Annotated in this window: 26 protein-coding genes; 16 read left to right on the top strand and 10 right to left on the bottom strand. The window is 69.0% G+C overall.

Translation table 11 applies throughout. The features are described from left to right. Positions 1-46: 46 nt before the first annotated feature. Positions 47-2,158: a sodium-translocating pyrophosphatase gene (locus ACTOWL_RS10570; RefSeq protein WP_441321179.1), complete on the top strand. Its 2,112-nt coding sequence runs from the start codon at positions 47-49 to the stop codon at positions 2,156-2,158. Between the two features lie 68 nt (positions 2,159-2,226). Here the strand turns inward: ACTOWL_RS10570 and ACTOWL_RS10565 are convergent, their stop codons facing one another. Continuing rightward, on the bottom strand, positions 2,227-2,757 hold the full coding sequence (locus ACTOWL_RS10565; protein WP_441321178.1) for an outer membrane protein assembly factor BamE: 531 nt from the start codon (positions 2,755-2,757) through the stop codon (positions 2,227-2,229). A 109-nt stretch (positions 2,758-2,866) separates the two neighbouring features. Between ACTOWL_RS10565 and ACTOWL_RS10560 the strand changes: the two genes are divergently transcribed. From ACTOWL_RS10560 to ACTOWL_RS10530, 7 genes are all read left to right on the top strand, one after another. Then, positions 2,867-3,418, top strand: a complete 552-nt coding sequence (locus tag ACTOWL_RS10560) for a ubiquinol-cytochrome C chaperone family protein (protein WP_441321177.1) — start codon at positions 2,867-2,869, stop codon at positions 3,416-3,418. Beyond that, positions 3,418-3,966 (top strand): YceD family protein, encoded by a 549-nt coding sequence (locus tag ACTOWL_RS10555; RefSeq protein WP_441321176.1) that lies wholly within the window; start codon positions 3,418-3,420, stop codon positions 3,964-3,966. Before ACTOWL_RS10560 ends, ACTOWL_RS10555 begins: the two co-directional genes overlap by 1 nt. A 107-nt stretch (positions 3,967-4,073) precedes the next feature. Next, on the top strand, positions 4,074-4,262 hold the full coding sequence (rpmF, locus tag ACTOWL_RS10550) for a 50S ribosomal protein L32 (protein WP_429229779.1): 189 nt from the start codon (positions 4,074-4,076) through the stop codon (positions 4,260-4,262). 21 nt (positions 4,263-4,283) lie between these two features. Further along, a complete protein-coding gene (gene plsX, locus ACTOWL_RS10545) occupies positions 4,284-5,384 on the top strand; it encodes a phosphate acyltransferase PlsX (RefSeq protein ID WP_441321175.1) in 1,101 nt (366 codons plus the stop codon). Further along, positions 5,381-6,358, top strand: a complete 978-nt coding sequence (locus ACTOWL_RS10540; protein WP_441321174.1) for a beta-ketoacyl-ACP synthase III — start codon at positions 5,381-5,383, stop codon at positions 6,356-6,358. The genes plsX and ACTOWL_RS10540 overlap by 4 nt, the downstream gene beginning before the upstream one ends. A gap of 139 nt (positions 6,359-6,497) precedes the next feature. After that, positions 6,498-6,812 carry an integration host factor subunit alpha gene (locus ACTOWL_RS10535; RefSeq protein WP_138890980.1) on the top strand — a complete coding sequence of 105 codons (315 nt, stop codon included), beginning with the start codon at positions 6,498-6,500 and terminating at the stop codon, positions 6,810-6,812. Positions 6,813-6,815: 3 nt separating this feature from the next. Next, a complete protein-coding gene (locus ACTOWL_RS10530) occupies positions 6,816-7,337 on the top strand; it encodes a MerR family transcriptional regulator (RefSeq protein WP_441321173.1) in 522 nt (173 codons plus the stop codon). Positions 7,338-7,349: 12 nt separating this feature from the next. Here ACTOWL_RS10530 and rodA read toward each other — a convergent pair whose 3' ends face one another. The 3 genes from rodA to betA all read right to left on the bottom strand — a co-directional run bounded on the left by rodA (position 7,350) and on the right by betA (position 11,737). Then, entirely contained in the window at positions 7,350-8,501 is a 1,152-nt protein-coding gene (gene rodA, locus ACTOWL_RS10525) for a rod shape-determining protein RodA (protein ID WP_441321172.1), read from the bottom strand. 120 nt (positions 8,502-8,621) lie between these two features. Beyond that, positions 8,622-10,070: a betaine-aldehyde dehydrogenase gene (gene betB, locus ACTOWL_RS10520; RefSeq protein WP_441321171.1), complete on the bottom strand. Its 1,449-nt coding sequence runs from the start codon at positions 10,068-10,070 to the stop codon at positions 8,622-8,624. A 14-nt stretch (positions 10,071-10,084) separates the two neighbouring features. Next, the gene (gene betA, locus ACTOWL_RS10515; RefSeq protein ID WP_441321170.1) at positions 10,085-11,737 is read right to left on the bottom strand and encodes a choline dehydrogenase; all 1,653 of its coding nucleotides are present in this window, start codon (positions 11,735-11,737) and stop codon (positions 10,085-10,087) included. A 212-nt stretch (positions 11,738-11,949) separates the two neighbouring features. On the opposite strand from betA, the gene ACTOWL_RS10510 reads away from it, so the two are divergent. The 3 genes from ACTOWL_RS10510 (at position 11,950) to choV (ending at position 15,000) form a co-directional block, all read left to right on the top strand. After that, the gene (locus ACTOWL_RS10510) at positions 11,950-12,888 is read left to right on the top strand and encodes a choline ABC transporter substrate-binding protein (protein ID WP_441321169.1); all 939 of its coding nucleotides are present in this window, start codon (positions 11,950-11,952) and stop codon (positions 12,886-12,888) included. Positions 12,889-12,958: 70 nt separating this feature from the next. Then, positions 12,959-13,816, top strand: coding sequence for a choline ABC transporter permease subunit (gene choW, locus ACTOWL_RS10505; RefSeq protein WP_441321168.1), 858 nt, complete (start codon positions 12,959-12,961; stop codon positions 13,814-13,816). After that, positions 13,816-15,000 (top strand): choline ABC transporter ATP-binding protein, encoded by a 1,185-nt coding sequence (choV, locus tag ACTOWL_RS10500; RefSeq protein WP_441321167.1) that lies wholly within the window; start codon positions 13,816-13,818, stop codon positions 14,998-15,000. Before choW ends, choV begins: the two co-directional genes overlap by 1 nt. Positions 15,001-15,294: 294 nt before the next feature. Here choV and ACTOWL_RS10495 read toward each other — a convergent pair whose 3' ends face one another. Then, positions 15,295-15,537: a hypothetical protein gene (locus ACTOWL_RS10495; protein ID WP_441321226.1), complete on the bottom strand. Its 243-nt coding sequence runs from the start codon at positions 15,535-15,537 to the stop codon at positions 15,295-15,297. On the opposite strand from ACTOWL_RS10495, the gene ACTOWL_RS10490 reads away from it, so the two are divergent. Continuing rightward, on the top strand, positions 15,427-15,999 hold the full coding sequence (locus tag ACTOWL_RS10490) for a sugar transferase (protein ID WP_441321222.1): 573 nt from the start codon (positions 15,427-15,429) through the stop codon (positions 15,997-15,999). The two genes, ACTOWL_RS10495 and ACTOWL_RS10490, sit on opposite strands and share 111 nt — an antisense overlap. A gap of 142 nt (positions 16,000-16,141) precedes the next feature. After that, complete coding sequence (gene dacB, locus ACTOWL_RS10485; RefSeq protein WP_441321221.1) at positions 16,142-17,578, top strand: D-alanyl-D-alanine carboxypeptidase/D-alanyl-D-alanine endopeptidase; 1,437 nt, start codon at positions 16,142-16,144, stop codon at positions 17,576-17,578. Here the strand turns inward: dacB and ACTOWL_RS10480 are convergent. Next, positions 17,575-18,873 carry an NAD(P)/FAD-dependent oxidoreductase gene (locus ACTOWL_RS10480; protein WP_441321166.1) on the bottom strand — a complete coding sequence of 433 codons (1,299 nt, stop codon included), beginning with the start codon at positions 18,871-18,873 and terminating at the stop codon, positions 17,575-17,577. The two genes, dacB and ACTOWL_RS10480, sit on opposite strands and share 4 nt — an antisense overlap. Positions 18,874-19,081: 208 nt before the next feature. On the opposite strand from ACTOWL_RS10480, the gene ACTOWL_RS10475 reads away from it, so the two are divergent. Then, entirely contained in the window at positions 19,082-20,857 is a 1,776-nt protein-coding gene (locus ACTOWL_RS10475; protein WP_441321165.1) for a diguanylate cyclase domain-containing protein, read from the top strand. A gap of 9 nt (positions 20,858-20,866) precedes the next feature. On the opposite strand, the gene zigA is transcribed toward ACTOWL_RS10475, so the two are convergent. The 3 genes from zigA to ACTOWL_RS10460 form a co-directional block, all read right to left on the bottom strand. Further along, a complete protein-coding gene (gene zigA / locus ACTOWL_RS10470) occupies positions 20,867-22,081 on the bottom strand; it encodes a zinc metallochaperone GTPase ZigA (RefSeq protein ID WP_441321220.1) in 1,215 nt (404 codons plus the stop codon). Positions 22,082-22,083: 2 nt separating this feature from the next. Beyond that, entirely contained in the window at positions 22,084-22,368 is a 285-nt protein-coding gene (locus tag ACTOWL_RS10465; protein WP_441321164.1) for a hypothetical protein, read from the bottom strand. A gap of 114 nt (positions 22,369-22,482) precedes the next feature. Continuing rightward, the gene (locus ACTOWL_RS10460; RefSeq protein WP_441321163.1) at positions 22,483-22,731 is read right to left on the bottom strand and encodes a DUF1272 domain-containing protein; all 249 of its coding nucleotides are present in this window, start codon (positions 22,729-22,731) and stop codon (positions 22,483-22,485) included. A gap of 185 nt (positions 22,732-22,916) precedes the next feature. Between ACTOWL_RS10460 and ACTOWL_RS10455 the strand changes: the two genes are divergently transcribed. Next, entirely contained in the window at positions 22,917-23,453 is a 537-nt protein-coding gene (locus ACTOWL_RS10455) for a hypothetical protein (protein ID WP_441321162.1), read from the top strand. A gap of 3 nt (positions 23,454-23,456) precedes the next feature. Here ACTOWL_RS10455 and ACTOWL_RS10450 read toward each other — a convergent pair whose 3' ends face one another. Further along, positions 23,457-24,827 (bottom strand): glutamine synthetase family protein, encoded by a 1,371-nt coding sequence (locus ACTOWL_RS10450; RefSeq protein ID WP_441321161.1) that lies wholly within the window; start codon positions 24,825-24,827, stop codon positions 23,457-23,459. Positions 24,828-25,011: 184 nt separating this feature from the next. Here ACTOWL_RS10450 and ACTOWL_RS10445 point away from each other — a divergent pair, with 184 nt between their 5' ends. Then, on the top strand, positions 25,012-26,352 hold the full coding sequence (locus ACTOWL_RS10445) for a glutamine synthetase family protein (protein WP_441321160.1): 1,341 nt from the start codon (positions 25,012-25,014) through the stop codon (positions 26,350-26,352). Positions 26,353-26,380 lie beyond the last annotated feature (28 nt).

Here is a 26,380-nt window from a genome sequence, read left to right as displayed (position 1 = left end):
AGCGGGCCGGTGCGTCATCAACAGGGGCGAGGGACTCAAGAAAATGATGTCAGCGGTCCTTGTCTTCGTGCTGGCCTGCGGCCTCGGCGCGTTAGCCTATGGCGTGTGGGCTTCACGGAGCGTGTTGTCGGCCAGTCCGGGCGATGCCCGAATGCAGGCTATCGCCGCCGCGATTCAGGAAGGCGCCGGCGCCTATCTGAACCGGCAGTATCTCACCATCGGCGTGGTCGGCGTGGTCATCGCCATCATCGTCTCGCTGCTTCTCGGCATCTCGGTCGGCATCGGCTTCATCATCGGCGCGGTCCTGTCGGGTGCCGCCGGCTACATCGGCATGAACATCTCGGTGCGCGCCAATGTCCGCACCGCCGAGGCGTCCCGCCAGGGCCTGGCCGCCGGCCTTGCCATCGCCTTCCGCTCCGGCGCCGTCACCGGCATGCTGGTGGCCGGCCTGGCCCTGATCGCGGTCGCCGGCTACTACTCGATCCTGCTCGCCTCCGGCGCCAGCGGCCGCGGCCTGATCGATCCGCTGGTGGCGCTCGGCTTCGGCGCCTCGCTGATCTCGATCTTCGCCCGCCTCGGCGGCGGCATCTTCACCAAGGGCGCCGATGTCGGCGCCGACCTGGTCGGCAAGGTCGAAGCCGGCATCCCCGAGGACGACCCGCGCAACCCCGCCGTGATCGCCGACAATGTCGGCGACAATGTCGGCGACTGCGCCGGCATGGCCGCCGACCTGTTCGAGACCTATGCCGTGACCACCGTCGCCACCATGGTGCTGGCCTCGATCTTCTTCGCCCAGCTCGGCAGCGTGATGTCGTGGATGATGGTCTATCCGCTCGCGATCGGCGGCATCTGCATCCCGGCCTCGATCGCCGGCACCTTCTTCGTCAAGCTCGGGCCTTCGAACAACATCATGGGGGCGCTGTACCGCGGCTTCGTGGTCTCGGCCGTGCTGTCGCTGGTCGGCATCCTCCTGGTCACCTGGGTGGTGATCGGCTTCGGCGGCAGCTACACCGTCGGCGGCGGCAGCTTCAGCGGCCTGTCGCTGTTCCTGTGCGGGGTCAGCGGCCTGGTCGTCACCGGCCTCTTGATCTGGGTCACCGAGTACTACACCGGCACGAACTTCCGGCCGGTGCAGTCGGTCGCCCAGGCCTCGACCACCGGCCACGGCACCAATGTGATCCAGGGCCTCGCGATCTCGATGGAATCGACCGCGATCCCGGCGCTGATCATCTGCGTCGCCATCATCGTCACCTACCTGCTGGCCGGCCTGTTCGGCATCGCCATCGCGGTCACCAGCATGCTGGCGCTGGCCGGCATGGTCGTGGCGCTCGACGCCTACGGCCCGGTCACCGACAATGCCGGCGGCATCGCCGAGATGGCCGACCTGCCGGCGGAGGTCCGGGTCACCACCGATGCGCTCGACGCGGTCGGCAACACCACCAAGGCGGTGACCAAGGGCTATGCCATCGGCTCCGCCGGCCTCGGTGCGCTGGTGCTGTTCTCGGCCTACACCTCGGACCTGAATTTCTTCATCTCCAACCCGGGCGAACACCCTTACTTCCAGGGCCTGACGCTCGATTTCTCCCTGGCCAACCCCTATGTCGTCGTCGGGCTGCTGCTCGGCGGCCTGCTGCCCTATCTGTTCGGTGCAATGGGCATGACCGCGGTCGGCCGCGCCGCCGGATCGGTGGTGGAGGAGGTGCGCCGCCAGTTCCGCGAGGATCCCGGCATCATGGCCGGCACCAGCCGGCCGGACTACAAGCGCGCGGTCGACATGCTGACCAAGGCGGCGATCCGCGAGATGATCGTGCCGTCGCTGCTGCCGGTGCTGGCGCCGATCGTGCTGTACTTCGTGATCGAGGTGATCGCCGGCCGCTCCGCCGCCTTCTCGGCGCTCGGGGCGATGCTGCTCGGCGTCATCGTGACCGGGCTGTTCGTCGCCATCTCGATGACCTCGGGCGGCGGCGCCTGGGACAATGCCAAGAAGTACATCGAGGAGGGCAATCACGGCGGCAAGGGGTCGGACGCGCACAAGGCGGCTGTCACCGGCGACACCGTCGGCGACCCCTACAAGGACACCGCCGGCCCGGCGGTCAACCCGATGATCAAGATCACCAACATCGTGGCCCTGCTGCTGCTGGCGATCCTCGCCCACTGATCGCCGCGCTCATGACAAAAACCCCGGCGCCGTCGGCGCCGGGGTTTTTTCATGCCCTCGGCTGGCGGCTAGTAGTTGCCGCCGGCGACCGAGCTGGCGGTGCCGCCGGCCCCGACCGGGCGGCCCCGGGCGGCGGTGGCGGTGCCGCTGCCGTCGCTGTTGAACCGGCCGATATTGCCCAGGAACTGCTCCAGGATGCCGATGCGGCGGCCCAGCGTCGGCGTCTCCCGCGACACCAGCGCCACCTGCTCGCCATCGTCCAGGTTCAGCTCCTTCAGTTCGGTCAGCGTGCTTGTGGTCGGGTCGAACTGCATGCGCAGAACCCGGCGCTTGGTCACTTCGGGGGCGAAGAAGGCCACCGTCTCGACCCGCTGGCCGATGTAGTACCAGGTGTTGTCGTCGAAGGTAGACACCGTGGTAGGGGTCCCCAGGATCGTCGCCACATCCGCCTTGGTGCTGGTGCCGGTGTGGACCTGCTCGAGCCGGTAATCCTCGACGAGGTTGCCGCGCGTCGCCACCCGGGGCGTGCAGGCCGTCAGCGCCGCCGCCACGAGCAGGCCGGCCGCCATGGTCCGGACGACCCTTGCTCTTTCCGTCATCGCCTCATGTCTCCGCGCCCCGGAGGGCTCCCAATTGAAGGCTTCCCTCTAGCACACCACGTCGAGTTCGACCAATATCGCCGTCCTTTGCGCAAAACCGATCGATCCCGTGCTGTCCAAGCTGTTCACCCGCCACCGCCGCGAACGCGTCGCCGCCGAGCTCTACGTCAAGCTGGTCGAGCAGGCGCGCAGCCCCGCCTTCTACACCGCCTGCGGCGTGCCGGACACGCTGGACGGCCGGTTCGAGGCGCTGGCCCTGCACGCCTTCCTGGTGCTGCACCGGCTGAAGCGCGAGGCGCCGCCGGCGCCCGACTTCGCCCAGGCCCTGTTCGACCACATGGTCAGCGACATGGACCTCAGCCTGCGTGAGATCGGCGTCACCGATTTCAGCATCGGCAAGAAGGTGAAGGCGATGGGGCGCGGCTTCTATGGCCGCGTCGTCGCCTATGACCATGGCTTGGCCACCCCTGATCCGCAGGAGCTGGAGGCGGCGCTGCGGCGCAACCTCTACGGCACGATCGAGCCCGAGCCGGGGCAGGTGAGGGCGGTTGCCGCCTATCTGCGCCGCGAGGTGGCCGGCCTGGCGGCGCAGCCGGTGGCGGCGTTCCTGGCCGGCGAGGTCCGGTTCGGCCCGGCGCCCGGGATGATGGAGGCAGCCTGATGACGACCCCCGAATTCAGCCGCGTGGTCGGCGTCAACACCCTGCCGCGCGGCGGCCGCACCATCGCCATCGAGGCCGACGAGGCCGAGCGCGCCGCGCTCGCCCGCCGCTTCGACCTGCTGGCGCTGGACCAGCTCAAGGCCCGACTCACCCTGACGCCCGGTCGCGGCGACACCGTGGTGGTGACCGGCACGCTGACCGCCGCGGTGGTGCAGCGCTGCGTGGTGACGCTGGACCCCGTGCCCGCCGCGGTCGAGGACGAGATCGAGGCGGTCTTCGCCCAGGCGGCGGGGCGGGACGAGGCGGAGATCGAGGTCGACCCGCTGGCGGCGGAGGTCGAGCCGCTGGCCGACGGCCGCATCGATCTCGGCGAGCTGGCGGCGCAGCACCTGTCGCTCGCCCTCGACCCCTATCCGCGCGCGCCCGACCCCTATCCGCGCGCGCCCGACGCGCCGGAGCCCGCGGCCGAGCCGCCGCAGGGCGAGACGGAGACGCGCCGCCCCTTCGCCGTGCTCAAGGGCGGCGGCGGCGACAAGGCAGGCCAGTGATGGGCAAGGGATCGCTTTTCCTTGCCCCGTAGCCCCTTTTCCATTAAGTAACGCCCGTCCGAGGCGGCCCCCCTGGTGCCGCCTTTTCGTATCGAGAGTTCAAGCAAATGGCTGTTCCGAAGAAGAAGACGTCGAAGTCGCGGCGCGACATGCGGCGTTCGCACCACGCTCTGGCCGGCGCCTCCTATGTCGAATGCGCCAATTGTGGTGAGCTGGCCCGTCCGCACCATGTCTGCGACGCCTGCGGCCACTATCACGGCCGTGAGGTCGTCACCGAGACGACGGCGACCGCCTGATCGACTGCGCCCGCATAGGGAATGTCCGACCCGGCGGCCTCTGGCCCAGTGACGATTGCGCTCGACGCCATGGGGGGCGATCGGGCGCCAGAGATGGTGCTCGAAGGGGCTGAGATCGCCCGCACGCACCATCCGGACGTGCACTTCCTGATCGTCGGTGACGAGGCGCGGATCGCGCCGCTTCTGGCGAAACGGCCGGCCTTGGCCGCGGTGTCGACGATTCGGCATGCCGCCGACGTCATCACCAACGAGGACAAGCCCTCCGCCGCGCTGCGCGGCGGGCGCAACTCAAGCATGCGTCTGGCCATCGACGCCGTGGCCGCGGGCGAGGCGCAATGCGTCGTCTCCGCCGGCAACACCGGTGCGCTGATGGCGACGGCGAAGGTCGTGTTCAAAACGCTGCCGGGCATCGACCGGCCGGCGATCGCGTCGTTCTTCCCGACGCTGCGCGGCGAGAGCGTCATGCTCGACCTCGGCGCCAACATCGAATGCGACGCCGAGAACCTGGTCCAGTTCGCGATCATGGGCTCGGTCTTCGCCAAGGCGGTGCTCGGCCTGGTCGATCCGACGGTCGGCTTGCTCAATGTCGGATCCGAGGCGCTGAAGGGACCGGATGCGGTGCGGGATGCCGCCGCGCGGCTGCGCGAGCTGGAGTTCCCCGGCCGGTTCGAGGGCTTCGTCGAAGGCGACGACATCCCGGCCGGGAAGGTCGACGTGGTCGTCACCGACGGCTTCTCCGGCAACATCGCGCTCAAGACCGCCGAGGGCACGGCCAAGCTCTACGCGACTTGGCTGCGCCACACCTTCCGATCCTCCTGGCTCGCCTCGATCGGCTACCTGCTGGCGCGCGGCGCCTTCCGCCGGCTGCGCCACCGGACCGACCCGCGCCAGTACAACGGCGCCCTGTTCCTCGGCCTCAACGGCATCTGCGTGAAGAGCCACGGCGGTACCGACGGCGAGGGCTTCGCCAACGCCATCGATGTCGGGGTCGATCTGGTCATCCACGGTTTCAATGATAAGGTGAAGCAGGAGTTCAGCCGTTTCGAAGGCAGTCGGAACGGCGACGACGCTGCTTCGACGGCTTCAACGACTGCTCCGATCGGGATCGAACAACCGCAATGACAGTCCGCCGCGCGCGCATCATTGGATGCGGTTCTGCCCTGCCTGACCGCGTCGTCACCAATGCCGAACTGGCCCGCACGGTCGACACCTCAGACGAATGGATCGTCCAGCGCACCGGCATCAGCGTCCGCCACATCGCCGGGCCGGATGAGAAGACCTCCGACCTGGCGCTGGCCGCCGCCCGCAAGGCCCTGGCCATGGCCAAGGTCGAAGGCAGTGACCTTGACCTGATCGTGCTGGCCACCACCACCCCGGACCAGACCTTCCCGGCCACCGCGGTGCGGGTCCAGGCCGCGCTCGGCATGACCCGCGGCGCCGCCTTCGACGTCCAGGCCGTCTGCTCCGGCTTCGTCTACGCCCTGGCGGTCGCCGACAACATGATCCGGCTGGGCCAGGCGCGCACGGCGCTGGTGATCGGGGCCGAGACCTTCTCCCGCCTGCTCGACTGGACCGACCGCGGCACCTGCGTGCTGTTCGGCGACGGCGCCGGCGCCGTGGTGCTGCGCGCGGTCGAGGGCGGCGGCACCACCGACGACCCCGGCATCCTGTCGACCCACCTGCATTCCGACGGCCGCCACGAGGACAAGCTGTACGTCGATGGCGGGCCGTCCTCGACCGGGACGGTCGGCCATGTCCGGATGGAAGGCCGCGAGGTGTTCAAGCACGCGGTCATCAACCTGGCCGAGGTGGTGGAGGAGGCGCTGGCCGCCAACGGCCTGACCCCGGGCGACATCGACTGGCTGGTGCCGCACCAGGCCAACAAGCGCATCATCGACGCCACCGCCCGCAAGCTCGACCTGCCGATGGAGAAGGTGGTGCTGACGGTGCAGAAGCACGCCAACACCTCCGCCGCCTCGATCCCGCTGGCGCTGGCCGAGGCGGTGTCCGACGGCCGCATCAAGGCCGGCGACCTTGTCCTGCTCGAGGCCATGGGCGGCGGCCTGACCTGGGGTGCCGCCCTGGTGCGCTGGTAGCCTGCTGCTAAGCAGTTAGCGGGCCTCGCCGGAGGGGCTCGTGAGGAAATTCCCCCAACGCTTTGGAATTGACGGATTATTTTGTGGAGGGTACCGTCCTTCGACGGTCTTCTTCGCAATTGCCCGTCGGGGGGGCGGCATGGCGGAAACGGTGACACGAGCGCAGCTCAGCGAATCGCTCTATCAAGAAATCGGCTTGTCTCGCAACGAGTCCGCTGACCTTGTTGAGACGGTGCTTGAAGAAATCTCCGAAGCGCTCGAACGCGGCGAGACGGTGAAGATCTCGTCCTTCGGCACCTTCGGCGTGCGCCAGAAGGGGCAGCGAGTCGGGCGCAATCCGAAGACCGGGCAGGAGGTGCCGATCCTGCCGCGCCGGGTGCTGGTGTTCCGCGCCTCGCATGTGCTGAAGGGGCGCATCAACGGCACCAATCCTCCCCTGGACGACGACGAGTAAGCCATGGCCGGAATGGGAGGATCGGAAGCGAAGCCCGCGCCGCTGCGCAAATCGGCGACGGCCTATCGCACGATCAGCGAGGTGTCCGACGACCTCGCCGTGCCGCAGCATGTGCTGCGGTTCTGGGAGACCAAGTTCTCCCAGGTCCGCCCGCTCAAGCGCGGCGGCGGCCGCCGGTACTATCGCCCCGAGGACGTCCAGCTGCTGCGCCGGATCCAGCGCCTCCTCTATGAGGAGGGCTACACCATCAAGGGCGTGCAGCGTCTGCTGAAGGAAGGCAAATCGGCCGAGGCCGATGCGCCGGCCGCGGCATCGGGCGAGGCGGCCTCCTCCGGTCCGGCGCATCCCCTCCCGGTCACCCGGACCAAGCCGGGCAAGCCGCGCGACGAGATGCAGCTCTCGCTCCTGGCCGGCGCCGGCCGCGAGGGCCGCGCCCAGGGCATCTCGGCCGAGCTGCGCGACGAGCTGACCGTGCTGCTGGCGGAGCTGAAGCGCCTGCAGGCCGCCCTGCGCGGCGACGCCTGAGAGCCCGGGCTCTCAGTAATCCGTGATGCCGCTGCGCGGGACCCGCACCTCGCGGTGGATCCAGACGCTGAGCAGGATGCCGCAGCCCATCAGCAGGGTCAGCATCGCGGTGCCGCCATAGGACACCAGAGGCAGCGGGATGCCGACCACCGGGATCAGCCCGGTGACCATCGCGACATTGACGAAGACATAGAGGAAGAAGGTCGTGGTCAGGCCGATGCCGACCAGCCGGGCGAAATGGCTGCGGGCGCTGAGCGCGATCATCAGCCCGTAGACGAACAGCATGGTGTAGAGGAACAGCAGGATCAGCGCGCCCACCATGCCGAACTCCTCGGCCAGCACCACGAAGATGAAGTCGGTGTGCTTCTCCGGCAGGAACATCAGCTGGCTCTGCGTGCCGGCGGTGAAGCCCTTGCCGAACAGGGCGCCGGAGCCGAGCGCGATCTTCGACTGCATGATGTTGTAGCCGGCGCCCAGCGGGTCGCGCTCCGGCTCCAGGAAGGTGTAGATGCGGTTCTTCTGGTAGTCGTGCAGGAACTCCCAGCCGATCGGGATCGCCGACAGGCCGAGCGTGATGGCCACGGCGAATTTCCACAGCCGCACGCCGGTGGCGAACAGCACCGCGCCGCCGGTCAGGATCAGCAGCATGGCGGTGCCGAGGTTCGGCTGCATCAGCACCAGCCCGACCGGCGCCAGGATCAGCAGCAGCGGCACGATCAGCACCAGCGGGTTGCGCACCTCGACCAGCGAGAAGCCGTGAAAGTAGCGGGCGAGGGCGAGGACCAGGGCGATCTTCATCAGCTCGGAGGGCTGGATCACCAGCGGGCCGAGATTGATCCAGCGCTCGGCGCCCATGCCGACATGGCCCATCATCTCGACCACGATCAGCAGCGCGAAGACGATGGCGTAGATCGGGTAGGCCAGCTTCATCCAGACCCGGATGTCGACCATCGCCAGCAGCAGCATGACGACGAAGCCGGTGGCGAAGCGGGTCAGCTGCCGGCTGGCCCAGGGATCCCAGGAGCCGCCGCCGGCGGAATACAGCAGCATCACCCCGACCGCGGCGATGGCGCAGACCAGCACCACCAGGCCCCAGCTCATCAGCTGCAGCTTGGTCAGGATGGTGTAGTGCGGGGTGTCGTCGCGAATCCGGAAGCTGCTCATGAACCAGGGCTATCCGCCGTCGCCGTGACGGCGGCCGGACTATGCGCCGGAGAGCCTGGACGGGCAAGATTGCAGGCCGGCCGCGACCTTAAGGCGCCGGCCTGCGATCTCGTCGGGGCCTCAATACGGGCAGTCGACGTCCCCGGTCTCGACATAGACGCTCTTCAGCTGGGTGTAGTGCTCCAGCGCGGCGAGGCCGTTCTCGCGGCCGAGGCCGGATTGCTTGTACCCGCCGAACGGGATCTCCACCGGGGTGATGTTGTAATTGTTGATCCAGCAGGTGCCGGCCTGCAGCCGGGCCACGACGCGGTGGCCGCGGGCCAGGTCGCGGGTGAAGACGCCGGCAGCCAGGCCATACTCGGTGGCGTTGGCGCGGCGCACCGCCTCATCCTCGTCGGTGAAGGTCAGCACCGTCATCACCGGGCCGAAGATCTCCTCTCGCACGATCGACATCTCGTCGTGACAGGCGTCGAAGATCGCCGGCTCGACGAAGTAGCCGCCCGCCAGCGCCGGGTCGGCCGGGGCGCGGCCGCCGCAGATCAGCCGGGCGCCGGCCTTCACCCCGGCCTCGACATAGCCCAGCACCTTGGCCCGGTGGTCGGCCGAGATCAACGCGCCGACCTGGGTCGCCGGGTCCATCGGGTCGCCGATCCGCATGGTCTCGGTGCGGGCCAGCAGGAGGTCCATGAAACGGTTGTGCAGCGGCGCCTCGACGAACACCCGGGTGCCGTTCGAGCAGACCTCGCCCTGGGTGTAGAAGTTCGCCATCATCGCCGCCTTCACGGCGTTCTCGACATCGGCGTCGGCGAAGATGATCAGCGGCGACTTGCCGCCCAGCTCCATGGTCACGTGCTTCATCGCCCCGGCGGCGGCCGCCGCGACCTTGCGGCCGGTCGGCACCGACCCGGTCAGCGACACCTTGGCGACGTCAGGGTGGGTGACCAGCGCCTGGCCGACATCGCCCTTGCCCTGGACCACGTTGAACACGCCCGGCGGCAAGCCGGCCTCGGCGAAGATCCCGGCCAGCGCCACCGCCGTCATCGGCGTCAGCTCGGACGGCTTGAACACCATGGTGTTGCCGCAGGCCAGGGCCGGGCCGGACTTCCAGCAGGCGATCTGCAGCGGGTAGTTCCAGGCGCCGATGCCGGCGACCACGCCCAGCGGCTCGCGCCGCGTATAGGCGAAGGCGCGGCCGAAATCGTGATGGGTGCCGTGCAGCGACGGCGCCAAGCCGGCGAAATACTCGATCGCGTCGGCGCCGGAATCGATGTCGACCGACAGCGCCTCGGCGATCGGCTTGCCGGTGTCCTCGACCTCCATCCGCGCCAGCCGGTCGCGGTTGGCGCGGAGCAGGCGCACCGCCTCTCGCAGGATGCGGCCGCGCTGGGTGCCGGTCATGCCCGCCCAGCCGTCGAAGGCGGCCTTGGCCGCCGCGACGGCGCGGTCGACATCGGCGGGGGAGGCGGCGGCGACCCGGCCGATGACCTGTCCGGTGGCCGGGTTGACGGTGTCGAAGGCCGTGCCGCTTCCGTCGACCGCGAATCCGCCGATATGCAGCCCGATGGCCATGGCTTTCTCCTGTTTCAGCGCTGCGCTGTCCGCCAGTTCGGCGCTTCGTAGACCGGGGCGTTCGACGGGGGCAAGGGCGGGCGGCCCAGGATGATGTCGGCCGCCTTCTCGCCGATCATGATGGTGGGGGCGTTCAGGTTGCCGCTGACGATCGACGGCATGATCGAGGCGTCGACGACTCGCAGCCCCTCCAGCCCGCGCACCCGGGTCTCGGGGTCGACCACCGCCATCTCGTCGACGCCCATCTTGCAGGTGCAGGACGGGTGGTAGGCGCTGTCCGCCCTGGCCCGGATGAAGGCGTCGATCTCGTCGTCGGTGCGCACCGCGGCGCCGGGCGCGATCTCGGATCCGCGATAGGGGTCGAAGCCGCCCTGGGCGAAGATCTCGCGGGTCAGCCTGACGCAGGCCCGCATGTCGGCGCGGTCATCCTCGGTGGTCAGGTAGTTCGGCTGCAGGATCGGCTTGGCCCGCGGGTCGGCCGAGCGCAGCTCGACCCAGCCGCGCGAGGTGGCGCGCATCGTCCCGGCATGGGCCTGGAAGGCGTGCCGGTCGCCCGGCTGGCGGCCGTGGTCGTTCACCACCGACGGCAGGAAATGGTACTGGATGTCCGGGTGCCGGATGCCGGGGCGGGAGCGGATGAAGCCGCCGGCCTCGAGATGGGCCGAGCTGCACAGGCCGCTGTGGAACAGGAACCACTCGATCCCGACCTTCGCCTTGTAGAGCGGATTCTCGACGCTGTAGAGGGTGATCGGCTTGGTGCACTCGTACTGAACATACAGCTCCAGATGGTCCTGCAGGTTGCGGCCGACGCCGGGCAGGTCGTGGACCACGGCGATGCCGTGCCGGCGCAGCTGGTCGGCCGGGCCGACGCCGGACAGCATCAAGAGCTGCGGCGAGTTGATGGCGCCGCCGCACAGGATCACCTCGCGGGCAGCGCGGGCGATGCGGACCTGGCCCGCCTGGGCATATTCGACGCCGACGGCGCGGGTGCCCTCGAACAGGATCCGGGTGCTCAGCGCGCCGGTCTCGATGGTCAGGTTCGGCCGCCACCGGATCGGCTTCAGATAGGCCTTGGCGGCCGACCAGCGCTCGCCCTGATGGATCGTCATGTCCATCTTGCCGAAGCCTTCCTGCTGGTGGCCGTTCATGTCGGCGGTGAACGGGTACCCGGCCTGCTGCCCGGCCTGGACGAAGGCGTCGAACAGCGGGTTCGGCTGGCTGCCGGTCGAGACGTTGAGCGGCCCGTCGGCGCCGCGATAATCGTCGCCGCCCTTGGCCCGGGTCTCGGCGCGGCGGAAATAGGGCAGCACCTCGGCATAGGACCAGCCGGCGGCGCCTTCCTCGGCCCAGCGGTCGTAGTCATAGGCATGGCCGCGGACATAGACCATGGCGTTGAGCGAGGATGAGCCGCCGAGCACCCGGCCGCGCGGCCAGTACATGCGGCGGCCGTCCATCGCCGCCTGCGGCTCGGTCTCGTAGTGCCAGTTGTACTTGTCGTCGCCGAGATTGTAGGTCAGCGCCGCCGGCATGTGGATCTTCCAGGTCCGGTCCTCGGGCCCGGCCTCCAGCACCAGCACGCGGGTGCCGGGCTCGGCCGACAGCCGGTTGGCGAGGACGCAGCCGGCCGAGCCGGCGCCGACGATCACGTAGTCGAATTCTGTCGTCATGGCTTCCACTCCTCCGGCCGCGGCCGCATGCTAGCGGGGCCGCAGCGGGCAATGAGTCCGGTTTGCGTCATGCCATGCCGGAAATCGGCCAGCGGCGGCGCGCGGGCCATCGTTAGACTCGCGCGGAGGCGCTTTGCCGCTGGTCCGCGGCCGAGGCAGCCCCGTAACGAAAGAAAATTGTCGAACAGGCGGGCAAACAGGAGAGTCGCATCATGATGTCGTGGCGTTTGAGCGGGCTGGTGCTGGGGCTGGCCCTGGCTGCCGGGACGGTCCAGGCGGCCGATCCGGCGAGCTGTCAGAAGGTGCGGTTCTCCGATGTCGGCTGGACCGACATTACCGCGACGACGGCCTTGACCAAAACGGTGCTGACGGGCCTCGGCTACGAGCCCTCGGACGAATTGCTGTCGGTGCCGGTGACCTATGTCTCGATGAAGAACAAGAACATCGACGTGTTCCTCGGCAACTGGATGCCGTCGATGGCCGCCGACGCCAAGCCTTATTTCGACGACAAGTCGGTCGAGAGCCTCCGGGCCAATCTCGAAGGCGCCAAATACACCCTCGCGGTGCCCGACTACGTGTACCAGGGCGGGGTCAAGGACTTCGCCGACCTGGCCAAGAATGCCGACAAGTTCACCAGCAAGATCTACGGCATCGAGCCGGGCAACGACGGCAACCGCCTGGTCCAGAGCATGATCGACAAGGATGCCTTCGGCCTGAAGGCCTGGCAGCTGGTCGAATCGAGCGAGCAGGGCATGCTGTCCCAGGTCGACCGCGCCGTCCGCCGCAAGGAGTGGATCGTGTTCCTCGGCTGGGCGCCGCATCCGATGAACAAGACCTACCCGCTGCAGTACCTGACTGGCGGCGACGACTATTTCGGGCCGAATTTCGGCGGCGCCACCGTCTACACCAATGTCCGGGCCGGCTATGTCGGCGAATGCCCGAATGTCGGCAAGCTGCTGCAGAACCTGGCCTTCAGCCTCGACATGGAGGCCGCGGTGATGGAGGCGATCGCCGGTGGTGAGGACCGCGAGAAGGCGGCCACCGCCTATCTCAAGGCCAACCCGGATGCGCTGACCCCCTGGCTGGCCGGCGTGACCACCTTCGATGGCAAGGACGGCCTCGGCGCGGTCAAGGCGTCGCTCGGCCTCTGAGACTTCCCGACAGGCGCGCCGCCGCCGGGGCGGCGCGTCGTCCAAAAGGCCAGAACAAGAAGGACGCCGCATGGACGAACTGAGCGCGCTGCTGTCCCAGAAGATTCCGCTCGGGCTGTGGATCAAGCACCTGACAGATTTCCTGACCGACAATTTCGCCAGCGTCTTCGATGCCATCTCGATCGGCCTGGGCACCGGGATCGAGTGGCTGATCGACGTCTTCCTGTGGCCGCCGCCGCTGGTCTTCATCGCCCTCGTCGCCGTCCTCGCCTATGTGCTGCACCGGCGCTGGCAGCTGGTGGCGCTGGTGGTGATCGGCCTTCTGCTGATCCTCAATCTCGGCTACTGGACCGAGACGATGCAGACCCTGGCGCTGGTGATCAGCGCCACCTTCCTGTCGCTGGTGATCGGCATCCCGATCGGCATCCTCTGCGCCCACCGGCCGCTGGTCTACGCCGTGATCCGGCCGATCCTCGACCTGATGCAGACGCTGCCGACCTTCGTGTATCTGATCCCGACCCTGATCCTGTTCGGGCTGGGCGTCGCGCCGGGCCTGATCTCGACCGTGGTCTTCGCCGTGGCCGCGCCGATCCGCCTGACCTATCTCGGCATCCACGGCGTGCCGAGCCCGCTGCTCGAGGCCGGCGAGGCCTTCGGCGCCACCAGGCGGCAGCTGCTGTTCAAGGTCGAGCTGCCGCACGCCCTGCCGACGATCATGGCCGGGCTGACCCAATGCATCATGCTGTCGCTGTCGATGGTCGTCATCGCCGCGCTGGTCGGGGCCGACGGCCTGGGCAAGCCGGTGGTGCGCGCCCTCAACTCGGTGAACGTCCCCATGGGCTTCGAAGCCGGCCTCTGCATCGTCATCCTGGCCGTGATCCTAGATCGTCTGGTGAAAAGCGAACGGCCCGTCGGAGGGGCGCACTGATGTCCGACACCCTTCCCGCGGTCCATTTCAACGCCATCGACGTGATCTTCGGGCCGACGCCGAAGCGGGCGCTGGCCCTGCTCGACCAGGGCCGCAGCCGGGCCGAGATCCAGGCCGAGACCGGCGACACCCTGGCGGTCGCGGGGGCCGAGCTCTCGGTCCCGCCGGGCGAGCTGTGCGTGCTGATGGGCCTGTCCGGCTCCGGCAAGTCGTCGCTGCTGCGCTGCGTCAACGGCCTCAACAAGGTCACCCGCGGCCGCATGGTGGTGCGCTGCGACGGCGAGGAGGTCGACGTCGCCAGCTGCGACGAGACCACCCTGCGCAAGCTGCGGGCCGACTGGGTGTCGATGGTGTTCCAGCAATTCGCGCTGATGCCCTGGCGCACCATCCGCGAGAATGTCGGCCTCGGGCTCGAGCTGCGCGGCATGCCGAAGGCCGAGCGCGACCGGGTGGTCGACGAGAAGCTGGCCCTGGTCCATCTCGACAAATGGGCCGGCAAGTATCCGCGCGAGCTGTCGGGCGGCATGCAGCAGCGCGTCGGCCTGGCCCGCGCCTTCGCCACCGATGCCGACATCCTGTTGATGGACGAGCCGTTCTCGGCCCTCGACCCGCTGATCCGCACCCATCTGCAGGACGAGCTGCTGGAGCTGCAGCGCCGGTTGAAGAAGACCATCATCTTTGTCAGCCACGACCTCGACGAGGCGCTGAAGATCGGCAACCGGATCGTGATCATGGAATCCGGCCGCATCGTCCAGGTCGGCACGCCGGAGGAGATCGTCACCAGGCCGGCCGACGACTACGTCGCCAACTTCGTCGCCCATGTGAACCCGCTCAACGTGCTGCGCGCCGAAGCGCTGATGACGCCGCTCGACCTGCTGCCGCGCGACGGCGATTCGATCCTGGTCGACAAGGCCAAGACCTGCCGCTGCCGGGTCGACGATCTCGGCCGGCCGGTCCAGGTGACCCAGGACGACCGGCCGCTGGAGATCGCCGACGGCATCATCAACGGCGTGGCGCCGGGGCAGATCGCGACCATGCCGGTGCATGCCTCGATGCGCCGCTTCGTCGCCGCGCACGAGGCGACACGGCAGCCGATCCTGGTGCTCGACGATGACGGCCGGCTGATCGGCAAGGTCGGGGAAAGCGAGCTGGTGGCCCGGCTTCTTCGCGGGAAAGATGGTTAGAAACAATGGATTAGATAACATAACTTTCGTATTAGTTTAATTTATCTGTCTCTGCCCTTGATCTATCCACGCTCGTGGCGGCAACACATGGCAATAAATGGATTGTCTCCCCTGGCGGCATTCGGTATACATAGGAGGCGCATTCAATGGCCGATAGGCCACACTAAAAATTGCCATGTTTCAGGCAATTATGATGTGCGCGGCCCTAGTGACTAGGGGGCGGGGAGTCAGACGAAATTTCAGCGTGGGGTGTTCTGCCGGTTGCGGCGGCGGGACATGATCTGCTCCTTTGTTTCAGTTTTCTGGGGGTACAGGAATATGCAGTCCGACAGCCTCGTCGATACTGCCGCCGTAGACATTTCCGCGGAGACGCCGATCCGGACGGCGCGGGCGGGCATGGCGGCGAAGCGGTTGATGGATATCGTATTGTCGATCGTCTTTCTGATTCTGTTTTCGCCGTTGTTCCTGGTCTGCGCGGCGATGATCCGGCGTTCCGGCCGGGGGATCTTCTACAGCGACCGCCGTGTCGGTCGCCACGGCAAGATCTTCTACTGCCACAAGTTCAGGACGATGGTTCCCAACGCGAACAAGCTGTTGGCGGATCTTCTTCAGAAGAATCCCGAGATGCGGCGTGAGTGGGAATCCGGCTTCAAGCTGAAGAAGGACCCGCGGGTGACCGCGATCGGCCGCTTCCTGCGCAAGACCAGCCTCGACGAGCTGCCGCAGCTGCTGAACGTGCTGAAGGGCGATATGAGCCTGGTCGGCCCGCGGCCGATGTTCGAGGAGGAGCAGGAGCGCTGGGGCGCGGCGATCCGCTACTACCACAGCACCCGGCCCGGCATGACCGGCGTGTGGCAGATCTCCGGTCGCAGCGACACCAGCTACGAGACCAAGATCCGCCTCAATGTCGACTATGTGCGGACCTGGACCCTGTGGCGGGACATCGTGATCCTGTTCAAGACCCCGAGGGTCTTCCTGCCCGGCGCCGGCGCCTACTAGCCGAACCGGCCCGTCTGGAGAGCGATCGACACGGCCCCCTCGCGGGGGCCGTGCCCGTTTCGGCCTCGCCACGGCTTCCGACTCGCCGCGCCTGGAGCTATAGGAGGGCGCGACCCGATGCGGAGGATGCCGGCCCGTGCCCATGATGAGACTGTTCCGCCTGTTCCTGCTGCTGGTGCTGGCGGCCTCCCTGCCGGCCCATGCGGCCAGCGCCCAGGCCGGGGCGGCGGCAACCCGCAGCGGCCTCCCCGCCGGGGACGTCGCCTACATCCTGTTCGATGCCCAGAGCGGCCAGCTGATCGACGCGGCGCAGCCGACGCGGCCGATGATTCCGGCGTCGACCATGAAGGTCGCCAGCATGCTGGCGGCGATCGAGATCCTCGGCGCCGACCACCGCTTCACCACCGTCGTCACCGCCGGCGGCTCGATCGCGGGGGGCGTGCTGAACGGCGACCTGGCCCTGATCGGCGGCGGCGATCCCACCCTCGACATCAACGACCTGGCCGACCTCGTGCGCCAGGTCCGGCAGGCCGGCATCACCAGGGTGACCGGCCGCTTCATCGTCGACGACACGGTGCTGCAGGCCCTGCCGTTCCTCGACCCGCTGCAGCCCCTGGCCGCCTCCTACAATCCCGGCCTCACCGGCCTCGCCGTCAACTTCAACGCATTGCGGGTGAGCTGGCAGACGCGGCAGGGGCGCCTCGACGCCCGGGCCGACGCGGTGGCGGAGGGGCGCAACGTCACGCTGCCCTGGGTCGATGTCAGCGAGGGCGCGGCCATGCCCTACCGCCCGGTCGACGGCCATGAGGGCTGGATCCTGTCGTCGCGGCTGCCGGACAAGGGCTCCGACCTGCTGCCGATCCGCTACCCGTCGGCGACCGCGGCCGAGATCTTCCGCAGCTTCGCGCGCGACGCCGGGATCGCCCTGCCGGCCCCGTCGATCGGGCCACGCACGGCCGAGGGGACGATCATCGCCCGGCACGACAGCGAGACGCTGCCGGTGATCGTCACCCGCGTCCTGAAGTACAGCAACAACCTGTCGGCCGAGATGATCGGCATGATGGCGGCGCGGCAGGCGCTGGGCCGCAGCAGCATCACCCAGGGGGAGGCGGGCCGGACGCTGGCCGCCTGGTGGGCGCAGAAGCAGCCGCAGGTGGATTGGAGCGGGCTGTCGATCCCGGGGGCATCCGGCCTCAGCACCGCCGCCCGGATCTCGCCGGTGCAGATGGCCGCGGTGCTGATCGAGGGCAACCGGATCGGCCTGCCGGCGCTGATGCCGGAACGGCCCGACGGCGGGGCCGAGGCCGATGCCGGCGAGCCGCCGCCGCTGGCGGCCGGCCGGCTGCGGGCGAAGACCGGCACCATGGGCTATGTCCGCGGCCTGGCCGGCTACCTGTCGGCCAACAGCGGCCGGCAGCTCGGCTTCGCCATCTTCATCGTCGACGAGGCGCAGCGCGCCGCGGCCGACGCGGCGACCGACCCTTACGTCCTCGCCGTGTCGCAGCCGGCCCGGCGCTGGCTCGGCCGGGCCCGGGCGGCCGAGCGCGAGCTCCTGCGGCAGTGGGCCACCGCGTATTAGAGCAGGTCGCGCAGCCGGTACCAGGCCATCGCCAGCACCAGCGCCGGCATGCGCAGCAGCCGGCCGCCGGGGAAGGGCCGGTGCGGGATCCGGGCGAAGACGTCGAAGCGGTCGGCCTGGCCGCGGATTGCTTCGGCCATCACCCGCCCGGCCATGCCGGTCAGCAGCACGCCGTGGCCGGAGAAGCCCTGGGCGAAGAAGATGTGCGGCGCCAGCCGGCCGAAATGCGGCGTGCGGTTCAGGGTGATGCCGACATGGCCGCCCCAGCAGAACTCGACCGTCTTGCCGGCCAGGCGGGGCAGGGTGCGCGCCATGGTCCTGCGCATGGCTTCGGCCAGGCGCCGCGGCTCGTAGCCGGAATAGCTGACGCCGCCGCCGAACAGCATCCGGGTGTCGTGCCCCAGCCGGTAATAGTTCAGCACGAAGTTGATGTCGGCGACGGCGAAGCCCGACGGCACGGTCTGCTGCGCCAGCGCCTCGCCCAGCGGCTCGGTGGCGATGATGTAGGTGCCGACCGGCATGACCCGCGAGCGGATGGTGCGGTCGACATCGGCCGACAGCGCCGGCAGATAGGCGTTGCCGCAGAGCGCCACGAAATCGGCGGTGATCCGGCCCTTCGGCGTCGTCGCCACCGCCGGGCTGGCCTGGTCCAGCCGGGTGACCGGCGTGTCCTCGAAGATCCGCACGCCCAGCGCCCGCGCCGCATCGGCCAGGCCGAGCGCGTAGTTCAGCGGATGGAGCTGGCCGCTGCCGCTGTCGAGCAGCCCGCCGACATAGCCGGGGGCATCGACCAGCGCCCGGATGTCGGCCCGCGACAGCATCCGGCCCTGGTGGTAGCCGAGCCCGTCCCATTCGGCGACATGGGCCTCCAGCTCCTCCATCTGACGGCGCTTCAGCGCGCCCAGCACATAGCCCCAGCGCAGGTCGCAATCGATGCCGTACTGCTCGACGCGCTGCCGCAGCAGCGTCTTGGCCTCCTCCGACATGTCCCACAGCTTGCGGGCGTCGTCGCGGCCGACCCAGCCGGCGATGGTGCTGATGTCCTTGTTGAAGCCGGTCACCGCCTGGCCGCCGTTGCGGCCGGAGGCACCCCAGCCGACCCGCTGGGCCTCGACCAGCACCACGTCGAGGCCGCGTTCCCTCAGCTCGATCGCGGTGCTGAGGCCGGTATAGCCGCCGCCGACCACCAGCACATGGCAGCGCAGGTCCCCGTCCAGCGAGGGGAACCGGAGATCGCGGTTGGCTGTGGCGGCGTACCAGGAGCGGACATGGCCGCCCGGGCTGGCGAATTGCATGACACGGTTTTGATGGCCTCGGATGCCGCCTTCAATAGCCCGGGCCGGACCGGGGCGGCCAGCCGGGCGGACGCCCGGTCCGTCATGTCCTGCCCGCATGACGCCAGCCCAAGGCAGCACCGACGGCTGTTCGCTTGTCGCGGCCGGAGCGAAGGGTGAAAATAGGACCATATACCGTGACCCCGGGGTGTGGCCCTTGCCGGTGCGCATGCAGATTCGCGAGGTGGTGGAGGCGGCGGTCCTGACCTTCGTCCTGGCGGTGCTCGGCATCGCCACCCGGGGGCTGGAGCCGCTCGCCCTGTTCTGGCCGGCGAACGGCGCTTTGATCGGCTGGTTCCTGCGCCGCTCCACCCGCCGCAGCCCGCTCTGCTGGGCCGGGGTGGCCGTGGCCTTCGTCGCGGCCGACCTGTGCTACGGGCGCGACCTCGATTTCGCGGCAGTGCTGCTGCTGGCCAATCTCGCCGAGATTGCGGCAGGGCTGGTCGTGTTGGCGCCGCTGCGGCCGCAGGACCGGGACCTCGCCCATCCCACCGCGGTGCTGCGCGTCGGGGTCGCCTGCGTCGTGGCGGCCCTGGCCGGCGGCATCGTCTCGGCACTCGGCTTCGCCCTGCGCGGCGACCCGGCGATCCTGCTGAACACCGGGACCTGGTGGATGTCGGAGATCGCCGCCCTGGCGGCGGTGCTTCCGGTGGCGCTGACCCTGCCGTCGCGGCCCTGGCCGGCCCGCTGGCTCTCCCGCGCCATCCGCCTGGAGCTGCCGGAGCTGGCGGGTCCCGTGGCCCTGCTGGTCCTGATGGCGGCGCTGGGCGTGGCCACCGGCGGCATCGGCACCACCGGATACCTGCTGCTGCCCCTGATCTGGTCGGCGATGCGGGCCGGCATCTTCGCGACCACGGTCATGGCGGCGCTGGTCGGGCTGTGGATCTTCGCGGCCCTCGGCCTCGGCCTCGACCGGCTGCCGTCGCAGACGCTGGCCGAGGACCCGCTGCGGATCCTGCTGTCGACCCGGCTCTCCGTCGCCCTGATCGCGCTGGCCGCCGTGCTGGTCGCCAGCATCATGTCGACGCGCCGCCGGATCGAGCTGCGCCTGGCCGAAAGCGAGAACCGGCTGGCCCTGGCCTTCGAGGGCACCAATGACGGCATCTGGGATCTCGAGGTGCCGTCCCGCCTGATGTCTGCCCTCGACTCGAGCTCGCTGGCCAAGCGCACCACGGAGGCCCCACAGCGGCCGCTTGACGACTATCTGGGCCGGATCCATCCGGATGACCGTGAGAGGGCGGTGGCGGTGCTGGAGGAGCACTTGGCCGGCCGGTCCCCGGACTGCGTCGCCGAATATCGCTGGCCTGCCCCGGACGGCGGCTGGATCTGGCAACTGGCGCGAGGCCGGACGGTCGAGCGCGACGAGGCCGGGCGGCCGCTGCGCATCGTCGGCTCCTTCATGGACGTCTCGGCCCGCAAGGCGCTGGAGCAGAAGATCGAGTACATGGCCAATCACGACGCGCTGACCGGGCTGGCGAACCGGCACGCGCTCGACGCCGCGCTGCGCGACCGGATCGCGGATTATCGCCGCCGGTCGGCGGGCGCGGTGCTGATGGTGATCGATCTCGACGGCTTCAAGGCGGTCAATGACGGGCACGGCCACCTGGCGGGCGATGCCGTGCTGCGCGCCCTGTCGGAGCGCCTGACGCAGGTTCTGCCCGCGCACATGATGGTGGCGCGGGTCGGCGGCGACGAATTCGCCGTGATCGGCGGCGAGGTGAAAGCCGGAGAGATCGAGGCTCTGGCCGGCCGGATCGGGGCGGCCCTGGCCGTTCCGATCCCGGTGGGCACCGGCACGGTCTTGGTCGGTGCCAGCATCGGCTGGGCGTTCCTGCCCGGGGACGCGGAGGACGAGCAGGGGCTGGCCACCGTGGCCGACGCCAGGCTCTACGCGGCGAAGCAACGGCTCCGGCGGCCGGAGCCGCCGTCGCGGGCCTCGGCCTAGCTGATCGGGCTACGCCGCGCGGCGCCAGGCCGGGAAGGGATCGGGCAGGTCGGCCCAGCCCGTGGGGTCGAAGCCGCCCGCCGCCGGTGGGTCGAGCAGGCAGGCGTCGAGATCGCGCCGGATCGCCGCCTGGTCCATGCCGATGCCGATGAACACCAGCTCCTGCCGCCGATCGCCGAACACCGGGTCCCATCGGCCCTCGATCATGCCGCGCATCTCCGGGTCCTGGGGCCAGCGCTCCCGCGGCACCGCCGCCCACCAGAAGCCGATCGCCTCGTGCCGCAGCACGGCGCCGGCCTGGCTCATCTCGCCGACCCAGCCGGGCCGGGTCGCCAGCCAGAAATGCCCCTTGGAGCGGATCACCCCGGGCCAGGGCCGCTGGAAGGCGGCATGCAGCCGGGCCGGGTGGAACGGGCGGCGGGCCCGGTAGACAAAGCTCTCGACACCGTATTCCAGCGTCTCCGGCTTGTGGTCCGCGAACTGGTACAGCTCCTTGAACCAGAGCGGATGCTCGCGGGCCCGGTCGAAGTCGAAGCGGCCGGTGCCGAGGATCGAATCGAGCGCGACGGCGCCGAAATTCGCCTCGACGATCGCCGCCTCCGGGTTCAGCCCGGCGACGATGCGGCGGACCATCTGCCGCTGCTCCGGCGTCGCCGTGTCGATCTTGTTGATCACCACCACGTCGGCGAACTCGATCTGGTCGACCAGCAGGTCGACCAGGGTGCGGCCGTCGCCGTCGCCGGCGGTCTCGCCGCGGTCTCGCAGGAAATCGGTCGAGCCGAAATCGGCCAGCAGGTTGGCGGCGTCAACCACCGTCACCATGGTGTCGACGCGGGCGACGTCGCCCAGCGAGGCGCCGTCCTCATCTCGGAAGTCGAAGGTCGCGGCCACCGGCAGCGGCTCGGAGATGCCGGTCGATTCGATCACCAGGCAGTCGAAGCGGCCCTGCTCGGCCAGGTGGCGGACCTCGCGCAGCAGGTCGTCGCGCAGGGTGCAGCAGATGCAGCCATTGGTCATCTCGACCAGGGTCTCGCTGGTGCGGCTGAGATCGGCGCCGCCGGCGCGAACCAGCTCGGCGTCGATGTTCACCTCGCTCATGTCGTTGACGATGACGGCGACCCGGCGTCCCTCGCGGTTGCGCAGGATGTGGTTCAGCAGCGTCGTCTTGCCGGCGCCGAGGAAGCCGGACAGGACGGTGACGGGCAGGCGGGCGTCCGGCCGCATGGTCACGACACCCACCGGCGCGGGGCGGGGACGGCCGCGGCCTCGTCCAGCCGCAGCCCGAGCGCCAGCGAGCCGAGCAGCTCGGCGCAGCGCGACGTGCCGTGCACGGCCACCAGGCGCGGCATCGCTTCGGTCAACAGCGCCGAGGCCAAAGCGGCCGGGGACAGGCCGACGGCCTCCAACTCGGCCATCAGGCGGCGGATCTCGCCGGTCGCGCGGGTGAAGCCGGCCGGGGTGTGGACGCCGGGGGCGATCTGTTCGAGGGTCTGGTGCGGCTGGTCTGGCATGGCTCTCGTCCGATGATTTCAATGTTATATCATAACAATTAAAACCCGGACGCAGGCCTCCTGTCGACCGGCGTTGTGATCGTCGTTGCCGCACCCCGGAAATCGATCCCGGACTCAGCCGGCCGGCCGGCATCCCTCCGGCTTGAGCACACGCACGGTCGAGGCGGGGTGGCGGGCCAGCGCCGCCGGCGGCCGGATCGGGCGCGGGGCGAAGCCGCCGCCGCAATTCGGACAGCGGCTGCCCAGCACCGTCTCGGCGCAGCCGGCGCAGAAGGTACATTCGAAACTGCAGATCATTGCCTCCCGCGAGTCGGGCGGCAGATCCTTGTCGCAGCATTCGCAGTTCGGTCGCAGCTCCAGCATTCGCTTCTCCTCGAAGGATTCCGGTCGGGAGTCCCGCCCGGGCGGCGGATCCGGCGCTGCCGGAATCATACAAATGGTTAATGCCTCGACAACTGCTGCAAAAGCGGTGCGCGCTGTGTCAGTATCTCATGATCAACATGGAGATCTCGATGCGCGTCAGCCGGATTGACAACCCCGCAAAGCGAATGCTCGGTTGGCTCGTGCGGTATTCGGTCGCCGGGCGGCACACGCGCAGGTTCTTTTCCGACCTGGCCCATGGCGGATCCTCGAAGAAGGCGAAGGTCGCCGCCGAGGCCTTCGCGCTGGAGCATCTGCCCGATCACCAGGAGATCCGGTCGCTGCGGACGCGGCTGCTGCCACGCCGGAACACGCCGCACGGCATCCCGGGGGTCGCGCGCTATGTCCGCCCCGGCGGGACCTCCGCCTTCTGGACCGCCTATTGGACGCAGGACGGCGTGCGCCGCCAGAAGAAGTATTCGATCACCCAGCTGGGCGAGCACGACGCGCGGGAGCTGGCCTTCGCGACCCGCGCGGAGATGACCGCCGGCAATGAGGAGCGGCTGGCGGAGCTGCTCGAGATCTATGTGCACGCCCGCAAGACTGCTGTGGCCAAGCGGCAGCGCCGCCCGGCCGAGCCGGCCGCTGCCCCGCCGCCGGAGGCGCCGAAGCGGCGGCAGTCCCGGCCGGCAGAAGCCAGCCAGGAACGTCGCAGCCGCGCCTGATTCTCAGACCTTGCTCAGGTACCAGTCGTATTCGAGCTGGCTGATCTGGGAGAAGAACTTGTCCCGCTCGGCCCATTTCAGGGCCAGGTAGACGTCGAGGAATCGGCGGCCGAAATACTCGTTGAAGAAGGCCGAGCCGTCGAGCTGCTCCAGCGCCACGATCCAGGACGGGGTCAGGGTCGACTCGATCTTGTCGTAGGCGTTGCCCTGGACCGGGGGGCCCGGGTCGATCTGCCGCTTGATGCCGTGATGCGCCCCGGCCAGCACCGCCGCCACCACCAGATAGGGGTTGCTGTCGGCGCCGGCGACGCGGTGCTCGACCCGGCGGTCCTTCGGCTTGCCCGGCGGGATGCGCAGCGACACGCTGCGGTTGTTGGCGGCCCAGGTCGGCGCGTGCGGGACGTAGGAGTTCGGCTGGAACCGGCGGAAGGCGTTCTGGTTCTGGGCGAACACCGCCATGCCCTCGGCCATGGTGGCGCCGAGCCCGCCGATGGCGTGGCGCAGCATCGGGGTGCCGTGCGGGTCCTCGGCGGCGAACAGGCTCGCGCCGGCCGCGTCCAGCAGGCTCATATGGATGTGGAAGCCGCTGCCGGCCTGGTCCGGGTAGGGCTTGGCCATGAAGGTCGCCTCGACCCCGTGCTTGGCCGCCACCGATTTGACCACGCGCTTGAACAGGACCGCGTCGTCGCAGGCCTCGAGCGGATCGTCGACATGGCGCAGATTGATCTCGTACTGCCCGGGGGCATATTCCGAGACCAGGCTGTCGACCGGGATGCCCTGCGCCACGCAGGTGTCGTAGATCTCGTGCAGCAGGTCGTTGAAATCGTACAGCTCGTCGATGCCGTAGACCTGGGTGGTGTCCTGCCGCTTGCCGCTGATCGGCGACACCGGCGGCCGCGGCCGCCCGTCCTCGCCGCGCTTGCGGTCGACCAGGTAGAATTCCAGCTCCACCGCCACCACCGGGTGCAGCCCGTCGTCGCGCAGGCGCTGGACGATGTTGGCCAGGACGGTGCGCGGATCGGCGAAGAAGGGGGAGCCGTCGAGGTCCTGCATCGCCAGCAGCACCTGGCCGGTCGGGCGCGACAGCCAGGGCACGGGGTCGAGGGTGTGCGGGACGGGGAAGCAGTCGCGGTCCGCGTCGCCATCGGCGAAGCCGAGGCCGGTCTCTTCGACCGTTTCGCCGGTGATGTCGGTGGCGAAGAGGGAGCCGGGGAAGGTCAGGCCATCACGGAAGATCCTGTCCAGGGCGGTGACGGGAACCTTCTTGCCGCGCAGGACGCCGCACGTGTCGCAGACCAGGGCGTCGATGTGGGTGATGTCAGGAAATTGCGCGCGGAAATTCCTTACGATGTCGTTCGATGTGTGTTCATGCATTTGGTCACGCAATTGTTGCCGAGAGGCTTTCATCCTCGCAGGCGGCCTGGAAGTGTCAAGCCGGGCCGAGTCGGGGCGGGTATGTCGCCGCCCGTTTCCGCTTCCCACCCCCCCGGGGGGCTCGGCTATGGTGACCCGGCTGAAACGAGAAGCGGGGTCCGCCTAAAGGGGCTGGCCATGATCTATGCAAAAAATGGTGGACTTCATTCACGACCATGGCGTGACCGAAGTCGAGTGCCTGGTCCCGGACATCAACGGGATCGCCCGGGGTAAGATCCTGCCCGCCGAGAAGTTCATCAAGGGCCTGAAGACCCGCGGGATGCGAATCCCGGAATCGATCTTCATGCAGACGGTGACCGGGGAATACCCCGACGACGACGTCACCAATGCGGCCGACATCGACATCTACATGGTGCCCGACCGAGAGACGATCCGGATCGTGCCCTGGTACGAGGAGCCGACGGCGCAGGTGATCTGCGACGCGGAATATGTCGACGGCAGTCCCTGCGAGCTGTCCTGCCGCCACGTGCTGCGGCGGGTGCTGAAGCTGTACGAGGCGAAGGGCTGGAAGCCCCTGGTGGCGCCGGAGCTCGAATTCTACCTGGTCAAGAAGAACATCGACCCGGACTACCCGCTGGAGCCGCCGATCGGCCGGTCCGGCCGGCCGGAGACCGGGCGCCAGTCCTACGGCATCGACGCGGTCAACGAATTCGACCCGATCTTCGAGGAGATCTACGATCACTGCGAGGCGATGGGCCTCGACGTCGACACCCTGGCGCATGAGGCCGGGGCGGCGCAGATCGAGATCAACTTCAACCATGGCGACCCGCTCGACCTCGCCGACCAGGTGCTGATTTTCAAGCGCACGGTGCGCGAGACGGCGATGCGCCACGACGTCTACGCCACCTTCATGGCCAAGCCGTTGCAGAACGAGCCCGGCAGCGCCATGCATCTGCACCAGAGCGTGAACGACGCCAAGACCGGCCGGAATCTGTTCGCCACCAAGGACGGCGGCAACAGCGACCTGTTCCTGTCCTATATCGCCGGGCTGCAGAAATTCGTGCCGGCGGCGATGCCGCTGTTCGCGCCGAACGTGAACTCGTACCGCCGCCTCGACCCCGAGAGCGACGCGCCGATCAACGTCCATTGGGGCATGGACAACCGCACCGTCGGCTTCCGCGTGCCGATCGACGAGCCGCAGGCCAAGCGGGTCGAGAACCGGGTCGCCGGCGCCGACTGCAACCCGTATCTGATGTTCGCGGCCTCGCTGGCCTGCGGCTATCTCGGCATCGTCAACGAGATGCAGCCGTCGAATCCGGTCGAGGGCTCGGCCAAGCGCCTGGCCTTCACCCTGCCGCGCCACCTCTATGACAGCCTCAACAAGTTCTCCGCCTCGCGCCCGCTGCGCGAGGTGCTGGGCGAGAAGCTGGTCGACGCGGTGTGGTGGGTGAAGAACAAGGAGTACGACGCCTATCACCGCGTCATCAGCTCCTGGGAACGCGAGAACCTGCTGCTGAACGTCTGAGCCGGACCGCCCGCTCCGGCCCAGCGCC

The sequence above is a fragment of the Inquilinus sp. CA228 genome, assembly GCF_052078665.1.
GTDB lineage: Bacteria > Pseudomonadota > Alphaproteobacteria > DSM-16000 > Inquilinaceae > Inquilinus.
Note: the sequence above shows the minus strand (reverse complement) of the source record. Positions and strands in the feature narration are given on the sequence as shown.

Bases quoted from the DNA above. Each gene is read 5' to 3' on its own strand.
- dacB (WP_441321221.1), top strand. From the start codon at position 16,142: ATGATGAGACTGTTCCGCCTGTTCCTGCTGCTGGTGCTGGCGGCCTCC.
- betB (WP_441321171.1), bottom strand. From the start codon at position 10,070: ATGGCCATCGGGCTGCATATCGGCGGATTCGCGGTCGACGGAAGCGGC.
- ACTOWL_RS10450 (WP_441321161.1), bottom strand. From the start codon at position 24,827: ATGCATGAACACACATCGAACGACATCGTAAGGAATTTCCGCGCGCAA.
- rodA (WP_441321172.1), bottom strand. From the start codon at position 8,501: ATGAGCAGCTTCCGGATTCGCGACGACACCCCGCACTACACCATCCTG.
- ACTOWL_RS10510 (WP_441321169.1), top strand. From the start codon at position 11,950: ATGATGTCGTGGCGTTTGAGCGGGCTGGTGCTGGGGCTGGCCCTGGCT.
- ACTOWL_RS10565 (WP_441321178.1), bottom strand. From the start codon at position 2,757: ATGACGGAAAGAGCAAGGGTCGTCCGGACCATGGCGGCCGGCCTGCTC.
- ACTOWL_RS10455 (WP_441321162.1), top strand. From the start codon at position 22,917: ATGCTCGGTTGGCTCGTGCGGTATTCGGTCGCCGGGCGGCACACGCGC.
- betA (WP_441321170.1), bottom strand. From the start codon at position 11,737: ATGACGACAGAATTCGACTACGTGATCGTCGGCGCCGGCTCGGCCGGC.
- ACTOWL_RS10480 (WP_441321166.1), bottom strand. From the start codon at position 18,873: ATGCAATTCGCCAGCCCGGGCGGCCATGTCCGCTCCTGGTACGCCGCC.
- ACTOWL_RS10530 (WP_441321173.1), top strand. From the start codon at position 6,816: ATGGCCGGAATGGGAGGATCGGAAGCGAAGCCCGCGCCGCTGCGCAAA.
- ACTOWL_RS10540 (WP_441321174.1), top strand. From the start codon at position 5,381: ATGACAGTCCGCCGCGCGCGCATCATTGGATGCGGTTCTGCCCTGCCT.
- choW (WP_441321168.1), top strand. From the start codon at position 12,959: ATGGACGAACTGAGCGCGCTGCTGTCCCAGAAGATTCCGCTCGGGCTG.
- choV (WP_441321167.1), top strand. From the start codon at position 13,816: ATGTCCGACACCCTTCCCGCGGTCCATTTCAACGCCATCGACGTGATC.
- ACTOWL_RS10535 (WP_138890980.1), top strand. From the start codon at position 6,498: ATGGCGGAAACGGTGACACGAGCGCAGCTCAGCGAATCGCTCTATCAA.
- ACTOWL_RS10465 (WP_441321164.1), bottom strand. From the start codon at position 22,368: ATGCCAGACCAGCCGCACCAGACCCTCGAACAGATCGCCCCCGGCGTC.
- ACTOWL_RS10475 (WP_441321165.1), top strand. From the start codon at position 19,082: ATGCAGATTCGCGAGGTGGTGGAGGCGGCGGTCCTGACCTTCGTCCTG.
- ACTOWL_RS10555 (WP_441321176.1), top strand. From the start codon at position 3,418: ATGACGACCCCCGAATTCAGCCGCGTGGTCGGCGTCAACACCCTGCCG.
- rpmF (WP_429229779.1), top strand. From the start codon at position 4,074: ATGGCTGTTCCGAAGAAGAAGACGTCGAAGTCGCGGCGCGACATGCGG.
- plsX (WP_441321175.1), top strand. From the start codon at position 4,284: ATGTCCGACCCGGCGGCCTCTGGCCCAGTGACGATTGCGCTCGACGCC.
- zigA (WP_441321220.1), bottom strand. From the start codon at position 22,081: ATGCGGCCGGACGCCCGCCTGCCCGTCACCGTCCTGTCCGGCTTCCTC.
- ACTOWL_RS10570 (WP_441321179.1), top strand. From the start codon at position 47: ATGTCAGCGGTCCTTGTCTTCGTGCTGGCCTGCGGCCTCGGCGCGTTA.
- ACTOWL_RS10460 (WP_441321163.1), bottom strand. From the start codon at position 22,731: ATGCTGGAGCTGCGACCGAACTGCGAATGCTGCGACAAGGATCTGCCG.
- ACTOWL_RS10445 (WP_441321160.1), top strand. From the start codon at position 25,012: ATGCAAAAAATGGTGGACTTCATTCACGACCATGGCGTGACCGAAGTC.